The sequence below is a fragment of the Burkholderia sp. COPS genome, from assembly GCF_019425585.1.
In the GTDB taxonomy this organism is placed as follows: Bacteria; Pseudomonadota; Gammaproteobacteria; order Burkholderiales; family Burkholderiaceae; genus Burkholderia; species Burkholderia cepacia.
In genome coordinates, this window is record NZ_WIXR01000005.1 from 70,118 (window position 1) to 95,186 (window position 25,069).

General features: G+C 67.3%; 22 protein-coding genes. 8 read left to right on the forward strand and 14 right to left on the reverse strand.

What is annotated here, in order from left to right; all coding sequences use genetic code 11:
* Window positions 1–39: 39 nt before the first annotated feature.
* Window positions 40–672 carry a LysE family translocator gene (locus FOZ70_RS03930; RefSeq protein ID WP_219704984.1) on the reverse strand — a complete coding sequence of 211 codons (633 nt, stop codon included), beginning with the start codon at window positions 670–672 and terminating at the stop codon, window positions 40–42.
* Window positions 673–977: 305 nt separating this feature from the next.
* On the opposite strand from FOZ70_RS03930, the gene FOZ70_RS03935 reads away from it, so the two are divergent.
* Both FOZ70_RS03935 and FOZ70_RS03940 read left to right on the forward strand, forming a co-directional pair.
* Window positions 978–2,171 (forward strand): porin, encoded by a 1,194-nt coding sequence (locus FOZ70_RS03935; RefSeq protein ID WP_219704985.1) that lies wholly within the window; start codon window positions 978–980, stop codon window positions 2,169–2,171.
* A 100-nt stretch (window positions 2,172–2,271) separates the two neighbouring features.
* The gene (locus FOZ70_RS03940) at window positions 2,272–2,703 is read left to right on the forward strand and encodes a GFA family protein (RefSeq protein ID WP_219704986.1); all 432 of its coding nucleotides are present in this window, start codon (window positions 2,272–2,274) and stop codon (window positions 2,701–2,703) included.
* A 146-nt stretch (window positions 2,704–2,849) separates the two neighbouring features.
* Here FOZ70_RS03940 and FOZ70_RS03945 read toward each other — a convergent pair whose 3' ends face one another.
* Entirely contained in the window at window positions 2,850–3,104 is a 255-nt protein-coding gene (locus tag FOZ70_RS03945; RefSeq protein WP_124475770.1) for a hypothetical protein, read from the reverse strand.
* 59 nt (window positions 3,105–3,163) lie between these two features.
* Between FOZ70_RS03945 and FOZ70_RS03950 the strand changes: the two genes are divergently transcribed.
* Complete coding sequence (locus FOZ70_RS03950) at window positions 3,164–5,086, forward strand: SMP-30/gluconolactonase/LRE family protein (RefSeq protein WP_060068386.1); 1,923 nt, start codon at window positions 3,164–3,166, stop codon at window positions 5,084–5,086.
* A gap of 52 nt (window positions 5,087–5,138) precedes the next feature.
* On the opposite strand, the gene FOZ70_RS03955 is transcribed toward FOZ70_RS03950, so the two are convergent.
* The 4 genes from FOZ70_RS03955 to FOZ70_RS03970 are packed head-to-tail and all read right to left on the reverse strand — an operon-like array spanning window position 5,139 to window position 8,685.
* Entirely contained in the window at window positions 5,139–6,077 is a 939-nt protein-coding gene (locus FOZ70_RS03955; RefSeq protein WP_219704987.1) for a c-type cytochrome, read from the reverse strand.
* A complete protein-coding gene (locus tag FOZ70_RS03960; RefSeq protein ID WP_060218594.1) occupies window positions 6,074–6,760 on the reverse strand; it encodes a c-type cytochrome in 687 nt (228 codons plus the stop codon). Before FOZ70_RS03960 ends, FOZ70_RS03955 begins: the two co-directional genes overlap by 4 nt.
* Before the next feature lie 60 nt (window positions 6,761–6,820).
* The gene (locus FOZ70_RS03965; protein ID WP_219704988.1) at window positions 6,821–7,885 is read right to left on the reverse strand and encodes a substrate-binding domain-containing protein; all 1,065 of its coding nucleotides are present in this window, start codon (window positions 7,883–7,885) and stop codon (window positions 6,821–6,823) included.
* A gap of 8 nt (window positions 7,886–7,893) precedes the next feature.
* Window positions 7,894–8,685 carry a transcriptional initiation protein Tat gene (locus FOZ70_RS03970; RefSeq protein ID WP_219704989.1) on the reverse strand — a complete coding sequence of 264 codons (792 nt, stop codon included), beginning with the start codon at window positions 8,683–8,685 and terminating at the stop codon, window positions 7,894–7,896.
* Between the two features lie 390 nt (window positions 8,686–9,075).
* Between FOZ70_RS03970 and FOZ70_RS03975 the strand changes: the two genes are divergently transcribed.
* Window positions 9,076–9,951: a LysR family transcriptional regulator gene (locus FOZ70_RS03975; protein WP_165581276.1), complete on the forward strand. Its 876-nt coding sequence runs from the start codon at window positions 9,076–9,078 to the stop codon at window positions 9,949–9,951.
* A 33-nt stretch (window positions 9,952–9,984) separates the two neighbouring features.
* Here FOZ70_RS03975 and FOZ70_RS03980 read toward each other — a convergent pair whose 3' ends face one another.
* A complete protein-coding gene (locus FOZ70_RS03980; RefSeq protein ID WP_219704990.1) occupies window positions 9,985–11,187 on the reverse strand; it encodes a multidrug effflux MFS transporter in 1,203 nt (400 codons plus the stop codon).
* A gap of 495 nt (window positions 11,188–11,682) precedes the next feature.
* Window positions 11,683–13,851 carry a TonB-dependent siderophore receptor gene (locus tag FOZ70_RS03985; RefSeq protein WP_059619784.1) on the reverse strand — a complete coding sequence of 723 codons (2,169 nt, stop codon included), beginning with the start codon at window positions 13,849–13,851 and terminating at the stop codon, window positions 11,683–11,685.
* Window positions 13,852–14,249: 398 nt separating this feature from the next.
* On the opposite strand from FOZ70_RS03985, the gene FOZ70_RS03990 reads away from it, so the two are divergent.
* Window positions 14,250–14,693, forward strand: coding sequence for a hypothetical protein (locus FOZ70_RS03990; protein ID WP_021163009.1), 444 nt, complete (start codon window positions 14,250–14,252; stop codon window positions 14,691–14,693).
* Between the two features lie 22 nt (window positions 14,694–14,715).
* On the opposite strand, the gene FOZ70_RS03995 is transcribed toward FOZ70_RS03990, so the two are convergent.
* The 5 genes from FOZ70_RS03995 to FOZ70_RS04015 form a co-directional block, all read right to left on the reverse strand.
* Window positions 14,716–15,828, reverse strand: coding sequence for a porin (locus FOZ70_RS03995; protein ID WP_060157430.1), 1,113 nt, complete (start codon window positions 15,826–15,828; stop codon window positions 14,716–14,718).
* 101 nt (window positions 15,829–15,929) lie between these two features.
* On the reverse strand, window positions 15,930–17,273 hold the full coding sequence (locus FOZ70_RS04000; RefSeq protein WP_059709109.1) for an MFS transporter: 1,344 nt from the start codon (window positions 17,271–17,273) through the stop codon (window positions 15,930–15,932).
* A 154-nt stretch (window positions 17,274–17,427) separates the two neighbouring features.
* A complete protein-coding gene (locus FOZ70_RS04005) occupies window positions 17,428–18,483 on the reverse strand; it encodes an aromatic ring-hydroxylating dioxygenase subunit alpha (RefSeq protein ID WP_219704991.1) in 1,056 nt (351 codons plus the stop codon).
* Between the two features lie 64 nt (window positions 18,484–18,547).
* Window positions 18,548–19,513: a PDR/VanB family oxidoreductase gene (locus FOZ70_RS04010; RefSeq protein WP_111997759.1), complete on the reverse strand. Its 966-nt coding sequence runs from the start codon at window positions 19,511–19,513 to the stop codon at window positions 18,548–18,550.
* Window positions 19,510–20,589, reverse strand: coding sequence for an aromatic ring-hydroxylating dioxygenase subunit alpha (locus tag FOZ70_RS04015; RefSeq protein ID WP_048025454.1), 1,080 nt, complete (start codon window positions 20,587–20,589; stop codon window positions 19,510–19,512). The genes FOZ70_RS04010 and FOZ70_RS04015 overlap by 4 nt, the downstream gene beginning before the upstream one ends.
* A gap of 199 nt (window positions 20,590–20,788) precedes the next feature.
* On the opposite strand from FOZ70_RS04015, the gene FOZ70_RS04020 reads away from it, so the two are divergent.
* Window positions 20,789–21,277 carry a MarR family winged helix-turn-helix transcriptional regulator gene (locus tag FOZ70_RS04020; protein WP_021163015.1) on the forward strand — a complete coding sequence of 163 codons (489 nt, stop codon included), beginning with the start codon at window positions 20,789–20,791 and terminating at the stop codon, window positions 21,275–21,277.
* Window positions 21,278–21,331: 54 nt separating this feature from the next.
* Here FOZ70_RS04020 and FOZ70_RS04025 read toward each other — a convergent pair whose 3' ends face one another.
* Window positions 21,332–22,078: a TetR/AcrR family transcriptional regulator gene (locus tag FOZ70_RS04025; RefSeq protein WP_021163016.1), complete on the reverse strand. Its 747-nt coding sequence runs from the start codon at window positions 22,076–22,078 to the stop codon at window positions 21,332–21,334.
* A 170-nt stretch (window positions 22,079–22,248) separates the two neighbouring features.
* Here FOZ70_RS04025 and FOZ70_RS04030 point away from each other — a divergent pair, with 170 nt between their 5' ends.
* Both FOZ70_RS04030 and FOZ70_RS04035 read left to right on the forward strand, forming a co-directional pair.
* Window positions 22,249–23,430, forward strand: coding sequence for an isovaleryl-CoA dehydrogenase (locus tag FOZ70_RS04030; protein ID WP_021163017.1), 1,182 nt, complete (start codon window positions 22,249–22,251; stop codon window positions 23,428–23,430).
* Between the two features lie 31 nt (window positions 23,431–23,461).
* Window positions 23,462–25,069 carry a carboxyl transferase domain-containing protein gene (locus FOZ70_RS04035; RefSeq protein WP_219704992.1) on the forward strand — a complete coding sequence of 536 codons (1,608 nt, stop codon included), beginning with the start codon at window positions 23,462–23,464 and terminating at the stop codon, window positions 25,067–25,069.

Here is a 25,069-nt window from a genome sequence, read left to right on the forward strand (position 1 = left end):
TGACGGCCGCGACGATCCGCGAACGTTCGGGCGCGCGATTCACGCCGCATGACGCCGGTACAACGCCAGCGACCCGGCGAGCGCGAGCAGCATCGCGCCGCACGTGCGTTCGAGCCACAGCGCGCCCGCGCGCTTCAGCAGCCGCACCGCGCGTGCGCCGAGCAGCGCGTAGCCGAACATCACCGCGCCGTCGAGCAGCGCGAAGGTGACCGAGAGCGCGACGTATTGCGGTGCGAGCGGCGCGGACGGATCGAGGAACTGCGGCAGGAACGCGGAGAAGAACAGGTAGCCCTTCGGGTTCGTCACCGCCGTGAGGAAACTCTTCGCGAAGATCGACGCGTTGCGCCCGGATACCGCTTCACCGTGCGCGGCGGCGACGTCGAGCGAACCCTTCGACATCAGCAGCCGGATGCCGACGTACGCGAGGTAGGCGGCGCCGAGCCACTTCACGACCGAGAACCAGAACGCCGATGCCATCAGCAGCGCGCCGAGGCCGAGCGCGACCGCGACGATCAGCACGAAATCGGACAGCATCGCGCCCGCGAAGCCGTAAGCCGCGCGTCGCACGCCGTAGCGCGAGCCGTTGGTCAGCGCGAGCAGCACGGTCGGGCCGGGTGTCGCGATGCCGACGAAGGCGACGGCGGCGAAGACCAGCAGGGTCGTTTCATGCATGACGGAACTCCCGAGGGAAGGGGCGCGCTCGATTATCGGCTGCGCCCGCCCGGGCTGTACAGGGACGGCGCGCCGCGCACACGGCCGCCCGATCGACTATCTCGATTTTGGCAATAAACTTTTTTCATTATTCCGCTTCAGATTGAAACCGGTTCCATCTACCATGGCGGCCGCAGCGGGCACGCCCGCCGCGTCGTCGCGCGCGGACGATGCCGGCCTCGCACCGCCGGCGGATCTCGCCGCCCGCGCGCTACTCGCAACTGACAGCCAGAACAACGGGTTCACCGCCCGGAGACACGACAATCATGAACAAGCAACTGATCGCGGCCCCGCTGCTGCTCTCGCTCGCGGGCGTCGCCGCCGCGCAAAGCTCCGTCACGCTGTACGGCATCGTCGACGCGGGCGTGACCTATCGCAGCAACGAACGGGTCGGCTCCGCGGGCGCGTACACCGGCCATTCGAACGTCGGGCTCACGACCGGCAACCTGTCCGGCAGCCGCTGGGGCATCAAGGGTTCCGAGGATCTGGGCGGCGGGATGCGCGCGCTGTTCGTCCTCGAGAACGGTTTCGACATCACGAACGGCACGTCGGGCCAGGGTGGCCGCCAGTTCGGCCGCCAGGCGTTCGTCGGCCTGGGCAGCGACCGCTACGGCGCGGTCACGCTCGGCCGCCAGTACACGTCGCTCGACGACTTCGTGAGCCCGGTCGGCCCGTCGTCGTTCATCGGCGGCTTCGGCGCACACCCGGGCGATATCGACGACCTCGACCAGACGGCGCGCGTCGACAGCTCGATCAAGTACACGAGCGCCAACTACTCGGGCTTCACGTTCGGCGCGCTGTACGGTTTCGGCAGCCAGCCGGGCAGCATGAAGCAGCGCAACACGTGGAGCGTCGGCGCGGCCTACGCGGCGGGCCCGCTGCGCGTCGGCGTCGGCTACGAGCGCTCGGACAACAGCAAGACGGGCGCGACCGACCCGACGGCCGGCAAGTGGCAGAGCACCGACGACGGGCTGTTCAACTCGTCGATCAACGAAGGCTATGCGAGCGCGCAGTCGCAGCAGATCATCGCGACCGGCGCGACCTACGATTTCGGCCCGGCCGTCGTCGGGGTGAACTACAGCAACGTGCAGTACCGCAGCGGCGACCAGTCGCGGTTCACGGGCCACGCGACGTTCAACGTCGCGGGCGTGTTCACGCGCTGGAACGTGCGCCCGCAGACGCAACTGTTCGCGGGCTACAGCTACACGCGCGGCAGCGATGTCGATGGCGTGGACGACCGCGCGCAGTATCACAACGTCACGCTCGGCGCCACCTACGACCTGTCGAAGCGCACCAGCGTGTACCTGCTCGGCGCGTACCAGCACGCATCGGGCATGACGCTCGACGCGCTCGGCCGGCCGGTGGCCGCGACCGCGTCGGTGTCCGACAAGGCGAACGGCCACTCGTCCGATTCGCGGTCGCAGGCCATCGTCAGCCTCGGCCTGCGCCAGAAGTTCTGACGCGCAGCGATCGTTGCGCCCGCAACGTTGCGCGCAGCCGGTGCGGGCGACGTTGCAGGCATGCCCCTATACTGTCGCCTCCGTTCTTCGAGGAGACGACATGACCCGAACGTATTCCGCGAGTTGCCTGTGCGGAACCGTCACCGTGACGTTGCGCGGTGAGCCTGCGGCGCGCGCGAACTGCCATTGCGCGACCTGCCGCGATTTCTACGGCACGCCGGTGCTGTCCGCGACCGCGTGGCCGCCGGAGCAGGTGGCCGTCGAGGGCGGCCATGCGACGTTCCCGCATCCGGCGAAGTCGATGTCGCGCACGTATTGCGCGTCCTGCGGCGAGATCGTGTGCGGCACCAACCGGCTCGGCATGCGCGTCGTACCGAACAGCCTGGCCGCGCGTGCGCACGGCGGGCAACTGCCCGGCGACCTGCAGCCGACGATGCACCTGTTCTACCGGCACCGCGTGATCGACGTCGTGGACGAGCTGCCGAAATTCCTCGACGGCTGGGACGGCCCGACGCTCGACGACGCGAACTGAACGATCGCGGCTGCGTGCCGGCATGGCCGGCGCGCGGTTCTCTCCGCCGTATCCCGCTTTCTCCTTTCTCCCTTCCTCCCGCCGCATGCCGCTGCGCCGAATCGCACCGACGCGATCGAGCCGGATAATATTTTTTCCCTTTCATTTCAATTTCGATTTGTAATCATCGAGCCCATTTCCGGGGAATGAAAAAGGCAATGCGTGAATTTCAGAAAAAATGACGTATTTGCATTGGGCAATCCGGAAGAAAATGCCGGGGAAAAGCGCCGAAGCCGTGCGGCCGGCAGGCCGTTGCGGCGCGGTGGGCGGGTTTGACCATCGTTGACGGAAAAGCGCCGGACGGCAAAAAGAATGGCGTGAATAATTCGGGAGGAAGGTGAATGCGCTTTAGCCGGAATCACCAATATTTCATGCGCCGCGATTTACAGTGTCGACAATTGAACGTTCGGGAGCATTATTCATGTCAATGAAACAAATTCGGGCGGCATTGCTGGGAATGTGCATGGCGATGCTGGCGCCGGCGAGTCACGCGCAGGTGTCGTACTCGACCGACTGGCTCGCGAACACGTACGGCACGCTGGCCCAGCACGTGGGCAACGCCGCGCGCTCGATGTGGGTCGCCCCCGAGGGCGTGATCTACACGGCGTCGCGCTGGGACGAGAACGCGGGCGGTGTCGCGCTCTACCAGAACGGCCAGCCGATGGGCACGATCGGCATCCACGACGAATTCCAGGGCGGCGCGATCACCGGCAACGCGACGTCGATCTTCGTCGCGCTCGGCTACAACCGCAACTTCGGCAGCGGCTCGGTGGGCCGCTACAACCGCGGCACGAACCAGCGCGACCTGCGCATCCCGGTCAGCACGTGGACGGGCCTGCCGAATCCGGACGTGATCACCGGCCTCGCGACGGCCGGCAACCTGCTGTATGCGAGCGATTTCTACGGCAACCGCGTGCGCGTCTATACGACCGACGGCGTCTGGCAGCGCGACATCGGCGTGACCGGGCCCGGTGCGCTGGCGCTCGATGCGGCGGGCAACCTGTGGGTGGCGCGCATGAGCGCGGGCGTGGTCGTGCAGTACAGTGCGACCGGCACGCTGATGAACACGATCCAGATGGCGGCCGGCGCACGGCCGTCGGCGCTGTATTTCGACGCGTCGACGGGGCAGTTGCTGGTGGGCGACCAGGGCCCGGACATGAACATCAAGCTCTACAGCCTCGCCGGGCTGCCGCAGCAGGTCGGCACGTTCGGCGTGCAGGGCGGTTATCTCGACACGACATCGGGCATCAAGGGGCAGGTCGGCGACAAGCGCTTCACGCGCGTGGTCGGCATCGGCAAGGATGCCGGCGGCAACCTGTACGTGCTCAACAATGCGTGGGGCGGGGGCTGGGATCTCGGACGCAACGGCAGCACCGACCTGCATTCATACGGCCCGACGGGCGCGCTGCAATGGAAGCTGCAGGCGCTGAACTTCGAGGCGATCGCCGCGCCCGACCCGGCGACCGACGGCGCGTTCTTCTATAGCGGCAACAACGTGTACACGGGCTCGGCCGGCGGCACGTTCGTCGCGAACACGGTCGATCCGTTCAGCTATCCGAAGGACCCGCGCCTCGACATGAACGACTACCAGCGCGGCCAGCACTTCGGCCAGCTCGTGACGGTCGGCGGCAACCGGATCCTCGTCGCATCGGGCCAGAACCCCGGCAACTTCAACTTCTACTACTTCACGCCGGCGACCGGCTATATCGCGAATCCGGCCGGCTCGCTGCCGGGCAAGCCGTTCAACACGACGCTGCAGGTCACGGCCGGTTTCGACATCGACGGCAACGGCGACGTGTGGGCCGGGTTGAACGGCTCCAACGTGATTACCCGCTACCCGATGACGGGCTTCGACGCGACCGGCAAGCCGTCGTGGGGCAAGCCGACGACGACGGCCGTGCCGGGCACCGTGGCGCCGGTCACGCGCATCATCTACCAGGCGGACAGCGACACGATGATCCTCGCGCAGGGCCTCGCGGGCAACTGGGACTGGACCGCGATGAACGGGCATATCGAGGTCTATCACGGCTGGAAGAACGGCAACACGAGCGCGCCGAACCCGGTGATCAACCTGACGAGCGCGAACCCCAAATCGATCGCGGCGGCCGGCCACTACCTGTTCGTCGGCTACGTGCACACCGTGCCGAACGTCGACGTGTTCGATCTCAACACGGGCGCCCTCGTCACGACGCTGACCAACTCGAACACGTCGGCGATGGATGTCGGCAACGACGTCGACTCGATGTACGGGATCCGCGCGTACCTGCGCTCGACCGGCGAATACGTGATCACGAAGGACAACTACAACGGCACCAGCATGATCGTGTATCGCTGGCGTCCGTGAACGCGCGGGCCGAGCAGGCCGCGCGGTCTGCCCGGCCTGCCCGGCGCCCGCGTCACGGCGCGCCGAGCACGCGGCCGTTCACGCTGAGCCCGTACATCGAATCGGGCGAATCGTGGAATTTCGCGCGCGTGTCGTGCACCGAGCCCGTGAAGCGCGGGTCCTGCGGACGTTCGTGGCTGTCCATGAAGGTCGCGACGTCCCACGCTTCCTGATCGGTCAGCGTGCCGCCGAGCCCGAGCGGCATGTTGGCCTTGATGAAGCCGGCCGCATTGCGGATGTCGCCCATCCCCGCGCCCCAGTTGAACGAACGCGCGCCCCACAGCGCCGGGAAGACCGCCTTGCCGCCGCTCGACTGCCCCTGGCCGTCCGCACCGTGGCACAGCGCGCAGTGCTGCGTGTAGACGGCGGCGCCGCGCGCATAGTCGACCTTCTGCGCGGGCGGCGGCAGTTTCAGGAAACCCTGCCCCGGCAGCTTCGTGCCGACCGGCGCGCCCTTCGCGAGCCAGTACGAATAGGTTTCCAGCGCGACGAGAATCGGGTCGCCGGCCGGCGGCGCCTTGCCGTTCATGCTGTAGCGGAAGCATCCCTGCAGGCGCTCGGCGAACGTGTTCACGTGGCCGTTCTTGCTGCGGTACGCCGGATACAGCAGGTACGCGGCCCACATCGGGCTCGAATCGGGCCGCCGGCCCGCGTCGAGGTGGCAGCTCGCGCAGGTCAGCTTGTTGCCGACGTACTTGCCCGCGAACTCGGGCGTGTGCAAAAAGATCTGCTCGCCGAGCTTCACGGTCTTGCCGAACTCGTCGGCGGGGATCGCGGATTCGGCGGGCGGCGCGAACGGCCTGGCGGCCGCCGCAACGGCGGAAGGCGCGGATGCGGAAGCGTTGGCCGGTGGTGCGTCCTGCGGTGCGGCCGCGAACGCGAGCGCGGGCATCCAGGCCGCGCCGAGCAGTGCCGCGCGGGTGCGGCGGATCAGCGTCGTGCGGTCGATCATCGCTTGTCTCCCTGCGCGGCGCCGCCGCGTGCGTAGTAGGCGGCCACTGCGTCGATGTCGGCGTCGGACAGCTTGCCGGCGATCGCCGGCATCAGCGCCATCGGCCCCGGCGGGCGCGTGCCGTGTTTCCAGCCGTTCAACTGGCCGGCGATATAGGCGGCGGGCTGGCCCGCGAGCGGCGGAAACGCGCTGCCCACGCCGAGGCCGCCGGGGCCGTGACACTGGGCGCATGCGGGCAGGCCTTGTGACCAGCGTCCGCGCGTCGCGAGCCACGCGCCGGTGTTCGCCGGATCGATCGACGTGTCGTCGGCGGCGACGATGCCGGCGGGTGCGGGCAGGCTCGCGAAGTACGCGGATACCGCATCGCGCTCGTGCGGCGTCAGCAGTTTCGAGAGCGGCTGCATGACGGGATTCTGGCGGCTGCCGTCCGCGAACGCGGCAAGCTGCGCGGACAGATACGCGGCGCTCGTGCCCGCGAGGCGCGGGAAGCCGGCCGCCGCGTTGCCTTCGCCCTGGCTGCCGTGGCAGCCGATGCAGGCGGCGACGCCCGTCGTCGAACCCTGTGTCGCGAGCGTCTTGCCGAGCGCCGCGTCGTCCGCGCGCGCGTGGCCGCCCAGCAGCGTCGCCGCGGCGAGCAGCAGCGGCGCGAACCGGCGTCGCGGTGTGTGCACCGTATCGTTCACGTGTCCCCTCCTTGTTGTAGGCCGCGAGCGCGCCGCCGGGCAGCCGGCGCGGCCGCGTGGTCAGCCCGCATCGGACTGCTTCTCCTGCTGCGCCGGCGCGAGGTGCTGCGGCGGTGTCGCCGCATCGTATCGGCCGAAGCCGTAGCGCTGGAAGATTCCAAACGCTTCCGGCGACCGGATGAACGCGAGCCATGCGCGCGCGGCTTCCGGATGCGGCGCGTCCTTCACCATCGCGCCCGCATAGATCGCAGTCGTATTCTGCTCGACCGGAATGTCGATGTGCATCAGCGGATGCCCGACCTGTTCCTGGAAGGCCGCCTCGGATTGCCACAGCACGCCCGCGTCCGCGCGCCCCTGCATCAGGAACAGCGCGGTTTCCCGATGGTGGATGTGCGTGAGCTCGGTCGTGCCGGCGCGCACCTTGTCGTCGTAGACGGTACGCGCGAGCGCGTCGCCGCCGGCTTTCACGAGCGATGCGCGGATCTGCCGCGCGACGCCCTCGAATGCCGGATTGGGCATCGCAAGCTGCACGTCGGGCCGCGCGAGGTCGTTCGGCGACGCGATGCGCTTCGGATTGCCGGCGCGCACCATGATCGTCAGCTGGTTCGTCACGTAGGGCACGGCCGGGCCGGCGAGCGTGCCGTCCGCGATCAAGCCGTCGATCTTGCCGAGTCCCGCGAAATACGCGTCGGGCTTGACCGTCCACGTCATGTTGCCGACGGTGATCGTGCCGCCCGCATGGATCTGCTTCACGAGCAGGCCGGGCGGGATCGTCTCCCAGTAGATGCGGCCGCGGTACTCGGGATGGTCTTCCTCGAACTTCGCGACGAGCGGCGCCATAGCGAAGAAATAGTTGCCGCCGACGAACAGCACGAGCTTCGGCGCGGTGAGGTCGCCGTGGAAATCGGCGAGCACGTCGACCTGCGGCACCGTGAATTCGAGGCCGCGATGCGTCGCGTCGTTGTTGCGGCCGTCCTGCCAGGGCGGGAAGACGTTCGCGGCGGGGCCGGCCGGCGCGGCGAGCGACAGCGCCGATGCGCAGCAGAGCCAGGCGGCCAGCACGGCGCGCAGCGTGCGCCGACGGCGCGGCAACGGTGATGGCGGTTGCAGGGGGATCGATGTCATCGCGGTGCTCATTTTGCGTACGTGAAGCCGGCCTGCTGCAGGTCGGGCAGCGTGCCGACCGCGCCCGGCGTGACGATTGCCGACGGGATCACATGGTTGGTCAGGTCGGCCGCGAGCGCATCGAGCGGCAGCTTGTCGGGATTCGCGTTCGCGCCGTCGAGCCGCTCCGCGAGTTCCCAGATCGCGTTGTGACACGACAGGAACACGACGCCGCGCTGCTGCAGCGCGGCGATGCTGTTGTCGTGCGACGAGAATGCGCCGTCGGGCGACTCGTGGTCTTGCGCGCCCTTCGATTGTGCGGGTTTCGCGTCGAGCAGCGTGTTGGCCGGAAAGGCGGCGCCGGCGAATTTCGCGAGGCCGTATTTGTCCCACGCGGCCTGGTCGAACAGTGCGAGATGCGCGCTGCCGTGCGTGGCCGATACGACGAGGAAATCCGGATGGCGATACGACCAGATCTGCGCGTTCAGCGAATTGCGCATCAGGTTCAGCCACGGGCCGCCGAGCTCGGTGTTGTCCCATACCTGCTTCGGGCCGCCGCGGTAGCCGGCCAGTTCGGCGAGCGCCGCATGATCCCACTGGTCGGGGCGTTCGAGGATCACCGGCACCGTCTTGAAGTCGCGCCGCCGCGGCGCGGCCGCGAGGCGGCGCGTGAGGTCGGCGAGGTGCGTGGCGCCGCCGGGTAGCAGCGTGCCGGTTTCGGGCGCGGCGGCGCGAGCGGGGCGCGCGGCGGCGAGCAGCGCGGTGCCGGCCGCGAGGCCGAGTGTCTTGAGCGCGCCTCGGCGCGCGTGCCGGTCGGACATGGGGTATCTCCCGGAATCGTTTTTGTGGGGGCATGCCGCGTTGCGGTACGGCGCTGCGGCGTCGCGAATGCGTAGCCAGTCTAGCGGCGCGCGTCCGGTACGGAAAATCGCGGTATCGGATGGGAGATATTCGGGAGGCTGATGATTGGGCGACCGGGGTTGGGGCGATCGGTGAAACGACCATCGGTTCGGTCATTGCACCCGGCTTCGGTCGGCGAGCCCGTCGTTCAGGGGTTTCCTGCGGACGGTTCCGGTTCCGGTTTAGATCGGCGAATCGATCATCCAGTTGATACGGATAGCTGATTATCCGGAGCGGGCTGCACTGGATCGACTTGTATAATCGCCTCCTGCGAATTCACACATGCCTGACCGAGAGAGAGAACGTTACTCATGAATTGGGACGATGCCCGCGTTTTTCTGGCCGTTCATCGCACCGGGACGCTGCGCGAGGCCGCGGCCGTTCTCGATGTCGACCAGGCCACCGTGGGGCGACGGTTGACCGCACTCGAGAAGGCGCTCGGTGCGAAGCTGTTTCTCAAGACATCGTCCGGTTATGTCGTGACGCCGGTCGGCGAGCATTCGCTGCAGGCTGCGGAAGCAATGGAGCAGGCGGCGTGCGAATTCGAGCGTCGCGTCCAGGGCTCGGACGATCGCCTCGAAGGCGAGGTCCGGGTGACGACGACCGATTCCCTCGCGATGGATTTCGTCGTTCCCGCGATACGGGAGCTGCGCCGGAAATGTCCGGCGATACACGTGATCCTGACGACGTCCGTGCAGGTGCTCAACCTGACGCGACGCGATGCGGATCTCGCGATTCGCACCGTGATGCCGGAAAATCCCGACCTCGTGCGCCGGAAGCTCGCCGAATGGGAGGTCGGGCTGTTCGCGAGCCGCGAGTATCTGGATGCGCATGGCGAGCCCGCGATCGGAGGCGCGTTCGAAGGGCATGACCTGGTCGTCTACCAGCCCGGCACGACGTCGAACCAGGGGAACGCGCTGTGCGGCGAGTCGATGGAGCGCGGGCGCATCGTGGCGCAGGTGAGTTCGAGCCTGATGCTGGCGGCGTCGATCCGGTCGGGTATCGGCATCGGCGAACTCCCCGCGTATATGGCGCAAGACGACGATTCGCTCGTGCGAATTTGGCCCGACCGGACGCGAGCCGCGCCGTATCAGGTCTGGCTCGTATCGCATACCGACCTGAACCGGACGGCGCGCGTTCGGGCGGTCACCGCAGAGATCGCGGCTACGTTCGACCGTTATCGATAGCGGCCGGGGCCCCGCCCGCGCAGGGCCACGGGCTCAACGGGGTAGCGTGTCGCGCATCGAGAGCGTGCGCCGCGCGGCACACCAGCGCGGCACGATCGCGATGGCCGCGACGATCGCGAAGAACGGGATGGCCGCCGCCAGCACGTGGCTTCCGGTGCCGAGCAGGCCGCCGGACACGGTGGCGGCGAGCGACGCACTACCGATCTGGAAGAAGCCGACCAGCCCCGACGCCGTCGCCGCGCGCCCGTGTTCGCTCGCGATGGCGCCCGAGACCGCGAGCGACAGCGACGATCCATTCGACAGGCTGACGAGCACCATCGGCATCACGATCGCGACGACCCCTTTGACGTGCCACGATTCGCACAGGGCGAACGCCATGCCGCCGGCAACGAAGCAGCCCACGCCGGCCACGACGATCGAGTCGTAGGACATCCGGTCGAGCATGCGGCGCGCAACCAGGTTGGCGGAAACGATGCCGGCGGTCAGCGGCAGATAGAGCCAGCCGCTTTGCCGTTCCGAAAGACCGAGGCCGGAGAAGATGAACGGCGACTGCGTCAGGTAGACGAACCACGCGCAATAGATCGCACACACGACGAGCGTGTAGCGGATGAAGGCCCGGTCCGCGAGTACGCCGGTGAAGCCGGCCAGCGGTGCGGCGCGATGTTGGCCCGGCGCGACGGGCGGCCGGGTTTCCTTCAGGAGCAACTGAACGAGCGCGAGTGCGACAACGCCGAATGCGGCGACGAAAATGAAATCGCTTCGCCACCCGAACGCCGCAGCCAGATATCCGCCGATTGCGGGGGCGATTGCCGGAGACAGCGACACGAGCGGATACACGATGCTGTAGATCTTCGCGGATGCGTTCTTGTCGCAGGTGTCGGCGATGATCGCGCGACCGATGACGAGGCCGGACGCCGCGCCGAGCGCTTCGAGCACGCGCCATCCGAGAAAGCTCGCGAAGCCGCCGGCGCGTGCGCAGCCGATCGAGCCAAGGATGTACAGGACGATGCCGGCGGTCAGCACGGGTTTGCGTCCCCATCGATCGGAGAGGGGGCCGTAGGCCAGCTGCGCGCAGGCGAGCGCGATCAGGTAAGCCGATACCGTTTGCGGCATCTGCCATGCGCCGATCGAAAACTCGTGGGCCATCGACGGCATCGTGGGCAGGTAGACGTCGGACGCGATCAGGCCGAAGGCGCTGAGCATGGAGACGACGAGGATGAGTGAGAGGTTGGACATGTTCGCAGGTGGTTGGAGCGGAGCGCGAGCGCGAATGGAGACGTAGACGCGCATCGGGCCGCCGTGGAGAAAAGCCGGGGCGATCATACGGCGCGCGATGCGGTTCGGGAGCGGGCGGAAATGCATCGCTCGGATGCATTTTTGCGGGCGGTGAAGCGAGTGCCGGGGAGGCATGTGAATGGCGGCGTCGGGTGCCGCGCGGGACGGCAGTCAAGCGGAATCCGGCGCTGGTGTGGGCGGCAAGCAACGGGGTGATTCGCTGTCGATCCTGCTTCGCCGGCGGATCGGACGATGTTCCGTCGCCGCGTCGTCGGTGGTTGTCCGGCCCAACGCGCGCGGATTCGCGGTGACCGCTTGCGAAGCGGCAAGGATGCATCACCGGGGCAAGGAGCGAGCCGCTACGCGTCGCGAGCGGCTGCGACTACGGCCGTGGTGCATGGGCTGCCGCGTTTGGGCCGGCTCATGCACGCATCGGGCGATCGGAACGTCAGGCCATCAGAACGACACCGTCGTCGTCAGCGTGACGAGCCGCGGCTCGCCGACCGCGACGATCAGGTTGTTGTTGCTCGACGGGTAGTAGGTCTTGTCGAGCAGGTTCTTCACGTTGAGCTGGAAGCGCGTCGGGAACTTGCCGATCGTCGTTTCGTAGGCTGCGAAGGCATCGACGGTCACATAACCGGGCAGCGTGAAGCTGTTCGCCGTGTCGCCGGAGCGTGCGCCGACGAGACGCGCGCCGCCGCCGAAGCGCCAGCGGCCGGGCAGATTCGCGATGGCCGTGTCGTACACGGCGAACAGGCTCCCGGTGTGGCGCGCGACGTTCGTGAGCGGGGTGTTGCTGTCGCGATCGGTCGCGTTCGTATACGCGTAGCTGCCGATCACGCTCAGGTGGCGCGTGATCTGCCCGGCGACGTCGAGCTCGATCCCGCGCGAGCGCGCGGTGCCGATCGTCGACGTGATGTCGCCGACCGTGACCGCGACGTTGCGCTTGTCGATCTGGTAGACCGCGAGCGTGCCGGTGATCGCGGGCTTCAGGCTGAACTTCAGCCCGGCCTCGAGCACGCGGCCGTATTCCGGCGCGAGCGGCGCGGCGACGTTCGATGCGACGTTCGGCTTGAACGACCGGCTCACGTTCGCGTAGGCGGTCAGCGCCGGCGTGAGCGCGTATGCGAGCCCGAACTGCGGCAGCCAGACGCTGCCGCGCGAGCGGTCGGCGAACACGAACGGCCGCCCCATCCCCGATTCCTGCTGCCAGTTTTCCCAGCGCAGCCCGCCCACCGCGGTGAGGCGGTCGGTGATCTTCACCGAGTCCTGCACGATCGTCGAATACGCATGCACGACCGAGCGCGAATCGCTTTGCTTCGCGTTGGGCGTGCCGCCCGCCGCGAGCAGGCCGTACACGGGATCGTAGAGATTGAAGCCCGTCGTCGCCTTGCCGCGGATCGTGTCGCCGCGGAAACTGCGCTGCCGTTCGTATTCGCCGCCGATGTAGATCGCGTGGTTCATCCCGGCGAGCGTCACGTTGCCGAGCAGGCCGAGCGTCGCGATCTGGTCGGAGTCGTTGCGGCCGAGGTTCGCGTCGGACGAGCGTGTCATTGCGCCCGTCTTGCTGTTGAACGAGTTGCCGCGGGTGATGGTTTGGTCGTAGCGGTCGCGGCCCCAGCCGTAGGTCGCGCGCACGCGCCATGCGTCGGAGAAGCGGTGCTCGATGCGCGTCCGCAACGTTTCCTGGATGCCGCTGCTTTGCGACCATGCTTCCTCGTAGCGGCGATAGCGCAACGCATCGTCGAGCTGGCCGTTCACGAGCACGGTGCCGCGATCGAACGGCATCGTGTAGTCGACGTACTGATAGCTGACGTCGATCGACGTGTTCGCGTCGTGCCACGACAGCGCGGGTGCGATCAGCGCGTTGCGTTCGCGGCCGAAGCTGCGCCAGTAGCGGCTCGTGTCGTATTCGCCGGTCAGCCGGAACGCGAGCGTGCCGCCCGCGACCTGGCCGGGGTTGCCGAGCGGGCCCGTGAGATCGAACTGCGCGTTGCTGCCGCCGTGGTTCGTGCGCGATGCGGAGATCGAGCCGCCGAACGTGTCTTCCGGCTTGCGCGTGATGAGGTTGATCACGCCGCCCGGATCCTGCATCCCGTACAGCAGCGAAGCCGGGCCCTTCAGCACCTCGACGCGGTCGATCGTCGCGAGATAGCTGTGCAGCACCGGCGTGCGCACGCCGTCGACCAGCACGGAGCCGTCGTTGTTCGATCCGAAGCCGCGCTTGATGAACGCGTCGCGCGTGCCGCCGAGCGTGTTGGTTTGGGTCACGCCGCTGATGTTGCCGAGCACGTCGTCGAGCGAACGCGCCTGCTGGTCCTGCATCACGCTGCTGCTGACCACCGCGACCGATTGCGGGATCTCTTTCAACGGACGGTCGCTGCCGCCCGCGATGCTGCTGGTGCGCGGCTGGTAGCCGATGGTCGGGTCGACGGTCGACGATGCGTTGACGTTGATGGCGGGGAGTTCTTTCCCGGCCGGCGTCGCGGGGGCCGATGCGGTTGCACCGGCTTCGGCGTTGGCCGCATGCGCGCCGCTTGCGACGCAAAGGGTAATCAGGGCAGGCAGGCTCGAGCGCCACGGACGCGGGGTCCGGACGCGGCGGGGCGTTCGACGGGATGGCATGAATCGATACAGGAGGGAGTGCTAAGGATCGTGTCTCGGGCCGCGGCGTTTCGTTACGGCCAAGGCGTGCATGATATATGTAATGAGAATCATTTGCAATTGTAATGACAGGATTGCGGGCGCCCGGGTGTCGGTTGCCGGGCTGGCGGCCGTCTGCTACCGTAGCGGCCAAAATCAGACGCAGTGAAATTCAACGAGAGAACCGGGGGCCGCACCATGTCATCTTCCTGTCACGTCGCGTTCCGCGCGACGCCACGCACCGCGCACGACCACGCGGGCGATGAAGTGATCGCAGCCGTCATCCGCCATTCGAACGATTAAAGCAACGGAAGCGAATTCATCCGGCGTTGCGCCGGGCTTCAATCACTTCAACCACCACGCTAGACGGGAGACCACCCATGAAGAAGATTTCCGCGCCGTTCGCGGCGGCCGCGCTTGCGGCCTGCGCGCTGCTGGCAGGCATTCACCAGGCTGCTTGCGCGGCTTCCGATGCCGACGCGATCGACGCGCACTACGGCGCCGTGATCGAGGCCTACACGCAGGACGTGGCCGCCGCGAAGGCGAAGTACGACGGCAAGCGCCTCACGTTCGTCGGCGCCGTGATCCGGATGGGCAGCGATCCGGGCGGCACTTACTTCGGCGCGCTGACGGCCGACGGCGAGCAATTCGATACGCATTTCGACGTGGCCGACCAGGATGCGCTGAAGCCGAAATTCCCCGGCGGCGAAATCAAGCCGTTCGTCACGTCGGCGGCTTTCCGCTTCAGCTGCGTGAACGAAGGCTATATCGATGCGCCCGTGTTGCCGGGCCTGAAGCTGGCCCACTGCCGTCTCGCCAACTGACCGGCGCACGGGCGTCCGGCGTTCAGAACTTCTGCTGGATGCCGGCCATCACGCCGAGCTGGTTCATCCCGGTGCCGACCGTCCCGCCCGCGGCGACCGCGTTCGCGGCCAGCGTGCTGTTGAACATGTAGCCCACCGACGTATAGACGGTCGTCCGCTTCGACAGGAAATAGTTCGCGCGGCCGACGAGCAGTGTCGCGTTCGTGCCGCCTTCGCTGTTTTCCCGGCGTTGCAGGTAGCGGACGCCCTGAAGGTCGAGCGCGAGGTAGGGCGTCGCGTAGTACGTGCCGCCGGCGAACACGATATCGGCCTGCAGGTGTTCGGCTGCCGCGAGGTTGCGGCGAATCCAGCCGGCGCCCAGTTTCGCGGGGCCGATCTTCACGTAGCCGGCGACGATGTCGCGCGTGTCGGTGTACGCCGGATTGTTCAGCGGCGCGAGCGCACCGCCGCCGCCGCGCATCACGTCGTGCGACGCGGCGAGCCCGAAATTGCTCGCGTCATACGCGAGCATCGCCGTGTATTGGCGGCAAGCGACGAAGTCGCCGGGCACCTGTCCGGCACAGCCCGTGGCCGACGGCCCTGCCGGCCCGGCCGCGTCGCGGCCGAAGCTGTAGGTGGCGCCGAGCGTCACACCGTGGAACGTGCCCTTGTAACCGATCGCATTGTCGCTGCGTGCGTTCGGCAGATAGGAATCGAAATCCGCCATCGAGTGAATCGACGGGCCGATCACGTCCGCATTGGTCAGCACGATCATCGACATGTTCATCTGGCGGCCGAGGGTCAGCGCGCCGAGCGGACTGTTCACGCCCACGTTCGCCTGTCGCCCGAACAGGCGCCCGCCGTAGTTCAGTGCGCCCGTGCCGGGCTGGAAGCCGTTCTCGAGCACGAAGAACGCCTGGTAGCCCCCGCCGAGATCCTCCGTGCCCCTCAGCCCCCAGCGTGACGGCACTTCGCCGGTCAGTGTCGGCATACCCGTGAACGATCCGCCATGTGCGGCGTTGTTGTAGTAGGACACGCCGGTATCGATGATTCCGTACAGCGTCACGCTGCTTTGTGCGCAGGCCGGTCCGGCCAGCGCCAGCGTCAGTGCCATCGCCGTCGCCGTCGCGACTGCGGCGCCCAGTTTCGTTTTCATGGCTGTCTCCAAACAGTATGTAGATATGCTTATCGATATTTTTATGACCCGAGCCGATCCGGGATGCCGACGGGTATCGGCAAGGCTGCGCGCGTCGTGCGTTACGACATCGCCGGGTCGCGTTGCCTGTGCGGTGCCGCGGCACGCGTACCCACCACGGCGACGGCGATTGCCGCGCCGATCATCGGCACGAGGAACGCGAGATACAGATGGGACACGGACCAGCCGTCGTCCAGCAGCGCACCGACCGTCATCGGCGACAGGATCGCGCCGAGGCGACCGATGCCGACCGCGAGGCCGATGCCGGTCGTGCGGATTTCGGCGGGATACGGCGTCGGCGACAGCGCATACATGCCGGCCACGCACGCATTGATCACGGCGCCGAGGAATACCCCGACCGTCATCCCGATCCCGAGCGAGCCGGTGTTCGCGCCGAACACGACCATCAATACACCGCCGAGCAGCAGCGTCGCGCCGAGCAGGTTACGGAGGCCGAACCGTGTCGACAGCAGGCTGAAGAGCGATGCGCCCGCAATGCCGCCGAGATTGAGCAGCACGCCACCGGTGACCCCCTGCGATGCCGACAACCCGGCCTGAACCAGCAGCTTCGGTGTCCAGCTCACGACGAAGTAGAAGCTGCCCATCACGAGAAAGAATGCGATCCACAGTGCGATCGTGCGGCGCGTCAGCGGCGCGCGCAGCACGGCCGTCCAGCTCGACGCGGCGTTCGCCGAGTCGATGGCGGCAGTCGCCGCGGGCAGCATGTCGATCGGCGCGCGCTTCATTCTCGCGAGGATGCGGTTGATTTTCTGCAGCGCGTTGTCCGGACGCCTTGCCAGCAGGAAGTCGAGCGATTCCGGCAGCAATGCGAGCACCATCGGGATCGCCAGCAAGGTCAGGATGCCGCCGAACGCGAATACGCTGCGCCATCCCCACGTCGACAGCAGGTAGCCGGCGATGACGCCGCCGCCGGTCGCGCCGATCGCGTAGCCGGTCGACTGCATGCCGATCGCGGCGCTGCGCCATTTGCTCGATGCGTATTCGCCGCTGATGACGGTCAGGCTCGCCAGCATGCCGCCGATGCCGAGCCCCGTGTACGCACGCGTGACGGCGAGTTGAATCGTGCTGTGCGTGGCCGCGCAGGCGAGCATCCCGGTCGAGATCACCGCGAGGCAGAGCAGGATGATGCGGCGGCGGCCGACGCGGTCGGCGAGCGGCGCGATCAGCACCGAGCCGATGCCCATGCCGGCGAGCCCGGCGCTCAGCAGCAGGCCGATTTCCTTGCCGCTCAGTTTCCACTCGGCCGCCAGGTGCGGCGCGGCGAACGCGATGGCCAGCACGTCGAAGCCGTCGAGCATGTTCAGCACGACGCAGGCGGTGACCGCCATCGTCTGGAACGTGCTCATCGGGGATTCGTCGATCGTATTGCGGATGTTTGCGCTCACGTCAAAGATCCTTGTAAATAGTATGACTAATTAAATGGGATGAAATCGAAGCCGGTGATGGCGAATGGGGCGAAAGCGATTGAACGGGCCGACGGGACACCCCGCGGAGCGCCCGTCGCGACCGGCGGGTGTTGTCGGCGGGGCGGCGCGATGCTCAAGCGGGTTCGAGCAGCAGCCGCTCGATCACGCGCCGCGCGCGATTGGGGCCCGCGTCGACGTGAATGTCGATCTGGCGGCCGCCCGGAAACCGCAGCTGGTTCCGGTATTGCGCTTCGATCACGGCCTTGTCCTCGTCGAACGTCGCCGCGGATTGCTCGATGACCGTTTGCGCGACGCGCTCGATGTCGTGTTGCGGATTGGTCGCGACGGTCCAGAAGTAGTGCGTCGTCGTTTCCGTCTCGGGCGTGATGCCGTGGAAGCCGCGCATGTGAAAGCCGCCGCGTGCCGGATCGTGCAGGTCGCCGGTTCCGGCGTCCATCGCGCCGGTCCAGATCCGGATGTGCGACACGTGGAATTCGATTTCCTGCCAGCGATCGACGCGGCCCGCGAACGGCCACGCAGCGGTATAGGTTGGCGGCGGGTCGGAATCCGGCATCCGGCGAACCAGCGTCACGGTATCGCCGTCGCTGCTGACGCGGGTTTCCGCACCCATGTGCAGCGCCGCGTTGCCGCCGATCGTTTTCAGATGGACATAACCGAGGTGGCTCAGGTCCATCAGGTTGTCGTGAATCAGCTGATACGGTGCGTCGTAATGGTAGTGGCCGCCGCCGAACCGGTATTGCGGATCGGCATGGAACGCATAGCGTGGCGGCGCGCTCGTCGGCCGAGCGTGCGCGTCGGCGCCGATCCAGATCCACACGATGGCGTCCTGTTCCCGTACCGGATACGACGACACGCACGCCTTCGCCGGAATCCGGTCCTGGCCGGGAATCTCCACGCACGTGCCGTCGCGGTCGAACAGCAGCCCGTGATAGCCGCAGCGCAGGCCGCGCGATTCGAGCGAGCCGCACGACAACGGCAGCGACTTGTGGCAGCAGCGATCCTCCAGTGCGCCGACTTCCCCGGACGGCAACCGGAACAGGACGATCGGGCGGCCGAGGAGCGTGCGGGCGACGGGTTTGTCCGTCAGCTCGGATGACAGCGCGGCGACCCACCATCGATCGACCGGGAACTGAGTAGTACTGACCGGTGCCGGGGCATGTTGCTCCATTGATCGTCTCCAGTATTGTGGTTGGCCGCCGCGAGTCGGGCGGTCCGTCTACAGCTTTGCGGATCTACAGATCGAGGACCAGCAGGTCGCTTCGCGATCGCGAGCAGCACGGCATGAACTGATCGCCGGCTGCCTTTTCATCGTCGGTCAGATACGCGTCGCGATGATCGGGCTCGCCTTCGAGCACACGTGTCGCGCAGGTGCCGCATACGCCTTGTTCGCACGACGTCAGCACGTCGACGCCGTTCGCCGCCAGCGCCGCGATGACCGTGCATTCGGCCGGCACGTCGATCACCATGCCGCTGCTCGCGATCCGAACCTGGAACGCACGGTCCGCGCCGGACGACGCAACCGCGCCGCCGAAGAACTCGTAGTGCAGCCGCGCTTCGGCCCAGTTGCGCTCGCGCGCGGCGTTCAGCACTGCGTCCATGAAGCCGCGCGGGCCGCATACGTACAGGTGCGTGCCTGCGGGCGCGGCGGCGAGCACGGCGGCGAGGTCGAAGCGTTGCCCGGGATCGCCGTCGTCGACGTGGAGGCGGGTGCGATCGTGAAACCCGGCCGCGTTGATCCGCTCGACGAACGCCATGCGATCGGTCGAGCGCGCGCAGTAGTGCATGTCGAACGGCATGCCGGACGAGAACAGTCGTTCCGCCATGCTGAGGATCGGCGTGACGCCGATCCCGCCCGCGAGCAGCAGGTGGTGCGGAGCGTCGGGGGCGAGCGGAAACTGGTTGCGCGGCACGCCGATCCGCACGGTATCGCCTTGCTGGACTTCGTCGTGGATCGCGCGCGACCCGCCGCGGCCGTCGGCATCGCGCAGCACGGCGATCTGATAGCGATCGGCGTGTTCCGGATGATTGCACAGCGAGTACTGGCGCACGAGCCCGCCTGGCAAATGCACGTCGATGTGGGCGCCGGCTTCAAAGCCCGGCAGCGGTGAACCGTCGTCGCTGACGAATTCGAAACCGCAGATGTCGCGCGCTTCCTGCCACTTGCGGGCCACCCGGACCGTCAATGTCGCGGCGCTCATGACGCCTCCTTGACCTGCGCGACCGGAATCACGGGCCGCTGCGGGCTCGCCGCGTTTTCTTCGGCGAGCAGCCGGTCGATCACCTTGCGCGACAGCACGCCGCCGGCGTCGATGTTGAGTTTGAGCAGCTTGCGGTCCGGCCACTGCTCGAGGTTGAGCTGCTGGCGTTCGAGCATCTCGAGATCCTCGGCGAAGATCTTGCCCTGGCCTTCGCGGATCTCGGCGGTCAGCGCGTGATCTTCGGGCCGGAAGTTGCGCGCCATGCCCCAGAAATACCAGATCGAGGTGTCTGTCTCGGGCGTGATGAAGTCGACCACGATCGACGACGCCTTCAACTCGGCCGGCGCGTCGTAGCCGCCGTGGCCCGCATGGGCGACGCCCACTTCGATCATCACGTGGCTCGGCGGCGTGAAGCGGCAGATCTGCCAGCGGTCGACCGGCACGTCGTCGGCGAGCCCGTTGCCGCGCAGCGCCATCCGCCAGAACGGCGGCGGCATCACGTTCTCCATGAAGCGGCTCGTGACGACTTCGTCTCCATGACTGGTGGTCTTCGGCGGCGCTTCGTCGATTTCCTTCTGGCCGATGCTCGACGCATGCACGTAGGTTTCGTGCGTGAGGTCCATCAGGTTGTCGATCATCAGCCGGTAATCGCAACGGATGTGATAGAGGCCGCCGCCGTGCGCCCAGGCCGGGTCTTCGGCCCAGGCCAGCGCGGGCAGCTTGGCGGGATCGGCTTCCGACGCATTGCCCGGCCAGACCCAGACGAATCCGTAGCGCTCGATCACCGGGAAGCTGCGAATCGGCGGGAAGCCGCCGACGCGCTGGCCCGGCATGCCGGACGCCTTGCCGTCGCAGCCCATTTCCAGCCCGTGATAACCGCACACGAGCACACCGTCGCGCACGAATCCCAGCGACAGCGGGGCGCCGCGGTGCGGGCAGAAGTCCTCGAGCGCGGCGACCCGGCCGTCCGCCGCGCGGTAAAACACCATCGATTCATTGCAGATCTTGCGGCCCAGCGGCTTGCCGTCGATTTCATCGGGCGTGCACGCCACATACCAAGCGTTCTTGAGAAACACGTTCGTCGTCTCCTTCGGGGCGGTGCCGCTGACATGCGGCAGTTCTTCATTCCGTGTACTGAATGAGATTCAGTGTACGCATTGAGATAAGCCGGGGCAAGGCGAGCGGTATACTGGTTTTCCCGGGAAATGGCGCGAGGCAGCGCCATGCCGTCGGCGCGCGCAACCGGCGCGCGCCGCCTATGTCATCGACTCATTCATGGAAAAAACGAATCCCGCCGACGCGCCGGCTTTCCCGCTCGACCTGTACGACGAGCCGGGGCACCTGATCCGGCGCGCGCACCAGATTGCCGTCGCGATGTTCTACGAGAAGCTGGGCCGCGACGTGACGCCGGTGCAGTACGCCGTCCTGCGGATGCTCTACGAGTGTCCGGGGCTCGATCAGGTGACGCTGGCGCAGCGGGTGGCGCTCGACACGTCGACCACGGCCGACCTCGCGGTCCGGCTCGAAGCGAAAGGATTGATCGTTCGCGAAGTGCTGCCGCGGCGTCAGCGGCGCCTGCTGCTGACGCCGACGGGCGTCGAACTGCTCACGCGCCTGATTCCGTCAGTGCAGGAGCTGCGTGCCGGCCTGTTCGACGGGATGGGCGAGGAAGATTCGCAGGAACTCGTGCGCCTGTTGCGCAAGTTCGTCCATTTGAACAACGAGCAGAGCCGCGCGCCGCTGCGTGTCGGCGAGGATTCCTAGCGGTCGGTTACGCGCGGCGCACGATGCGGCGCGTGCCCGGGCCGCACCCCTGCGTCACGGGCGTGACGCTTCCCCTTCCAGCCGCCGCACGGCTTCCGCCACTTCATTCCTGAACCGCACGAGCGCCGCCTGTTCCGGCGCCGGCGGCTGCACGGCGGCCCACAGCATGTCGACGAGCTGCGTGGCCGTCGTTTCCGTGTCGAGCTTGCGGTGCCCGAGGATCGCATCCCACAGCACGTGCTCGATCGGCCCGAACACCATCGAGCGCAGCAGGCTCAGCGGCAGGTCGGTACGCACCTGCCCGGCCGCCTGGCCGCGCGCGAGCACGTCCATCAGCGGCGCGGTGTAGCGGCGCTGCAGCGCGGTGAGTTCGTCGCTCAGCGCATGCTGCTTCGCGCGGCCTTCCGACAACACCAGCGCGCACAGGCCCGTGCCGTTCACCAGCATCAGCCGCAGGTGGGTGCGCACGATGAACGCGAACTGCTGCCGCACCGACGCTTCCTGCGGCATCCCCTGCTCGAACGCGGCGATGTTTTCGTCGTACCAATCCGCGATGACGCGCGCGCACAGCTCGCGCTTGCCGCGGAAGTAGCTGAACACCGTCGCCTCCGATACGCCGACGCGCTGCGCGATCTCGGCGGCCGTCGCATGCTCGTAACCCTTTTCGGCGAACACTTCCCGGCCGGCGCGCAGGATGTCCTGCACGCGTTGCTGGGATTTGCGCCCGGCGGGCGCGCGCGACGTGTCGGCGCGATCGGCTTTGACGGTGGCGGTCATGGTGTCGGCGGTAGCGGCTGTCATCTCCGCATGATATCTGAGTGTCACTCAAAAAACTATTGACGCCGAACCCGACGAGGCGCGAAACTGTGCAAAATTTACGCTGTATTGGTCAATGAATCGGTGCATTCATTCGATTTGAGCGAAACTCAGAAATCGGTGGGTGCCACACACTTTCTGGAGACGGAGGAGACATGATCAACCTGCCCGGTGTGCAATTCATGCTCGGTGAAGACATCGAGATGCTGCGCGACGCCGTCGCGACGTTCGCGGCGAAGGAAATCACGCCGCGCGCGGCGGAGGTCGACCGCACCGACCAGTTTCCGATGGATCTGTGGAAGAAGTTCGGCGATCTCGGCGTGCTCGGCATGACGGTGGCCGAGGAGTACGGCGGCGCGAACATGGGCTATACCGCGCACATGGTCGCGATGGAGGAGATCTCGCGCGCCTCGGCGTCGATCGGCCTGTCGTACGGCGCGCACTCGAACCTGTGCGTGAACCAGATCCACCGCAACGGCACCGAGGCTCAAAAGCAGAAATACCTGCCGAAGCTCGTGTCGGGCGAACACATCGGCGCACTCGCGATGAGCGAGCCGAACGCCGGCTCGGACGTCGTCAGCATGAAGCTGCGCGCCGACAAGCGCGGCGATCGCTACGTGCTGAACGGCACGAAGATGTGGATCACCAACGGGCCCGATTGCGACACGCTGGTGGTCTACGCGAAGACCGACCTCGAAGCCGGCCCGCGCGGCATCACCGCGTTCATCGTCGAGAAGGGGATGAAGGGCTTCTCGGTCGCGCAGAAGCTCGACAAGCTCGGCATGCGCGGCTCGCACACGGGCGAGCTGGTGTTCCAGGACGTCGAAGTGCCCGAGGAAAACATCCTCGGCCAGCTCAACGGCGGCGTGAAGGTGCTGATGAGCGGCCTCGACTACGAGCGCGCCGTGCTGTCGGGCGGCCCGACGGGCATCATGGCCGCGTGTCTCGACGCGGTGGTGCCGTACATCCACGACCGCAAGCAGTTCGGCCAGGCGATCGGCGAATTCCAGCTGATCCAGGGCAAGGTCGCCGACATGTACACCACGTTCCAGGCATGCCGCGCGTATCTGTACGCGGTCGGCCGCCACCTCGATTCGGCCGGCAGCGACCACATCCGCCAGGTGCGCAAGGACTGCGCGGGCGTGATCCTCTATACGGCCGAGAAGGCGACGTGGATGGCCGGCGAGGCGATCCAGATCCTCGGCGGCAACGGCTACATCAACGAATACCCGGTCGGGCGCCTGTGGCGCGATGCGAAGCTGTACGAGATCGGCGCCGGCACGAGCGAGATCCGCCGGATGCTGATCGGCCGCGAGCTGTTCGCGGAAACGATGTAACGCCCCACGTCACGCGAACGGAGCCCCGTCGATGCCGATCATCGAATCGAAACTGAACCCGCGCTCGGAAGACTTCCGCGCGAATGCCGCCGCGCTCGAGGCGGTCGTCGCCGATCTGCGCGCGAAGATCGAACAGCTCGCGCAGGGCGGCGGCCAGGCCGCGCGCGACAAGCACCTGGCGCGCGGCAAGCTGCTGCCGCGCGACCGCATCGCGCAACTGCTCGATCCGGGCGCGCCGTTCCTCGAGTTCTCGCAGCTCGCGGCGAACGGCATGTACAACGATGACGCACCGGGCGCGGGCGTCATCACCGGGATCGGCCGCATCGCCGGCCGCGAATGCGTGATCGTGTGCAACGACGCGACGGTCAAGGGCGGCACCTATTACCCGGTCACCGTGAAGAAGCACGTGCGCGCGCAGGAGATCGCCGCGGAAAACCGGCTGCCGTGCGTGTACCTCGTCGATTCGGGCGGCGCGAACCTGCCGAACCAGGACGACGTGTTTCCCGATCGCGACCACTTCGGCCGCATCTTCTTCAACCAGGCGACGATGTCGGCCGCGGGGATCGCGCAGATCGCCGTCGTGATGGGCTCGTGCACGGCGGGCGGCGCGTACGTGCCGGCGATGAGCGACGAGTCGATCATCGTGAAGGAGCAGGGCACGATTTTCCTGGGCGGCCCGCCGCTCGTGAAGGCCGCGACCGGCGAGCAAGTGAGCGCCGAGGATCTCGGCGGCGGCGACGTGCATACGCGCCTGTCGGGCGTGGCCGACCATCTCGCGCAGAACGACGCGCATGCGCTGTCGATCGCGCGCACCATCGTCAGTCACCTCGCGCCGAAGATCGCGCCGCCGGTCGCGCTGCGCGAGCCGAAGCCGCCGCGCTACGACGCGAAGAGCCTGTACGGCGTGATTCCGGTCGATACGCGCAAGCCGTTCGACGTGCGCGAGGTGATCGCGCGTATCGTCGACGATTCGGAGTTCGACGAATTCAAGGCGCGCTACGGCACGACGCTCGTTACCGGTTTCGCGCACATCTGGGGCCACCCGGTCGGGATCGTCGCGAACAACGGCATTCTGTTCTCCGAATCGGCGGTGAAGGGCGCGCATTTCATCGAGATGTGCTGCCAGCGCAAGATTCCGCTCGTGTTCCTGCAGAACATCACGGGCTTCATGGTCGGCCGCAAGTACGAGAACGAAGGCATCGCGCGGCACGGCGCGAAGATGGTGACGGCCGTGTCGAACGCGAAGGTGCCGAAGTTCACGGTGATCATCGGCGGCTCGTTCGGCGCCGGCAACTACGGGATGTGCGGCCGCGCGTTCGGCCCGCGCTTCCTGTGGATGTGGCCGAACGCGCGGATCTCGGTGATGGGCGGCGAGCAGGCCGCGTCGGTGCTCGCGACGGTGCGCCGCGACGGCATCGAGGCGAAGGGCGGTTCGTGGTCCGCCGAGGAAGAAGACGCGTTCAAGCAGCCGATCCGCGACCAGTACGAGCGCCAGGGCCATCCGTATTACGCGAGCGCGCGGCTGTGGGACGACGGCGTGATCGACCCGGCGCAGACGCGCGACGTGCTCGGGCTCGGCCTTGCCGCGTCGATGAACGCGCCGATCGAAGACACGCGCTTCGGCGTGTTCCGCATGTAA

Excerpts from the sequence above, each read along its gene's own strand:
- FOZ70_RS04005 (WP_219704991.1), bottom strand. The coding sequence starts at position 18,483 with ATGGAGCAACATGCCCCGGCACCGGTCAGTACTACTCAGTTCCCGGTC.
- FOZ70_RS03955 (WP_219704987.1), bottom strand. The coding sequence starts at position 6,077 with ATGATCGACCGCACGACGCTGATCCGCCGCACCCGCGCGGCACTGCTC.
- FOZ70_RS04030 (WP_021163017.1), top strand. The coding sequence starts at position 22,249 with ATGATCAACCTGCCCGGTGTGCAATTCATGCTCGGTGAAGACATCGAG.
- FOZ70_RS04035 (WP_219704992.1), top strand. The coding sequence starts at position 23,462 with ATGCCGATCATCGAATCGAAACTGAACCCGCGCTCGGAAGACTTCCGC.
- FOZ70_RS03980 (WP_219704990.1), bottom strand. The coding sequence starts at position 11,187 with ATGTCCAACCTCTCACTCATCCTCGTCGTCTCCATGCTCAGCGCCTTC.
- FOZ70_RS03940 (WP_219704986.1), top strand. The coding sequence starts at position 2,272 with ATGACCCGAACGTATTCCGCGAGTTGCCTGTGCGGAACCGTCACCGTG.
- FOZ70_RS03975 (WP_165581276.1), top strand. The coding sequence starts at position 9,076 with ATGAATTGGGACGATGCCCGCGTTTTTCTGGCCGTTCATCGCACCGGG.
- FOZ70_RS04025 (WP_021163016.1), bottom strand. The coding sequence starts at position 22,078 with ATGACAGCCGCTACCGCCGACACCATGACCGCCACCGTCAAAGCCGAT.
- FOZ70_RS03930 (WP_219704984.1), bottom strand. The coding sequence starts at position 672 with ATGCATGAAACGACCCTGCTGGTCTTCGCCGCCGTCGCCTTCGTCGGC.
- FOZ70_RS03935 (WP_219704985.1), top strand. The coding sequence starts at position 978 with ATGAACAAGCAACTGATCGCGGCCCCGCTGCTGCTCTCGCTCGCGGGC.
- FOZ70_RS04010 (WP_111997759.1), bottom strand. The coding sequence starts at position 19,513 with ATGAGCGCCGCGACATTGACGGTCCGGGTGGCCCGCAAGTGGCAGGAA.
- FOZ70_RS03965 (WP_219704988.1), bottom strand. The coding sequence starts at position 7,885 with ATGACATCGATCCCCCTGCAACCGCCATCACCGTTGCCGCGCCGTCGG.
- FOZ70_RS03995 (WP_060157430.1), bottom strand. The coding sequence starts at position 15,828 with ATGAAAACGAAACTGGGCGCCGCAGTCGCGACGGCGACGGCGATGGCA.
- FOZ70_RS03970 (WP_219704989.1), bottom strand. The coding sequence starts at position 8,685 with ATGTCCGACCGGCACGCGCGCCGAGGCGCGCTCAAGACACTCGGCCTC.
- FOZ70_RS04020 (WP_021163015.1), top strand. The coding sequence starts at position 20,789 with ATGGAAAAAACGAATCCCGCCGACGCGCCGGCTTTCCCGCTCGACCTG.
- FOZ70_RS03950 (WP_060068386.1), top strand. The coding sequence starts at position 3,164 with ATGTCAATGAAACAAATTCGGGCGGCATTGCTGGGAATGTGCATGGCG.
- FOZ70_RS03985 (WP_059619784.1), bottom strand. The coding sequence starts at position 13,851 with ATGCCATCCCGTCGAACGCCCCGCCGCGTCCGGACCCCGCGTCCGTGG.
- FOZ70_RS03990 (WP_021163009.1), top strand. The coding sequence starts at position 14,250 with ATGAAGAAGATTTCCGCGCCGTTCGCGGCGGCCGCGCTTGCGGCCTGC.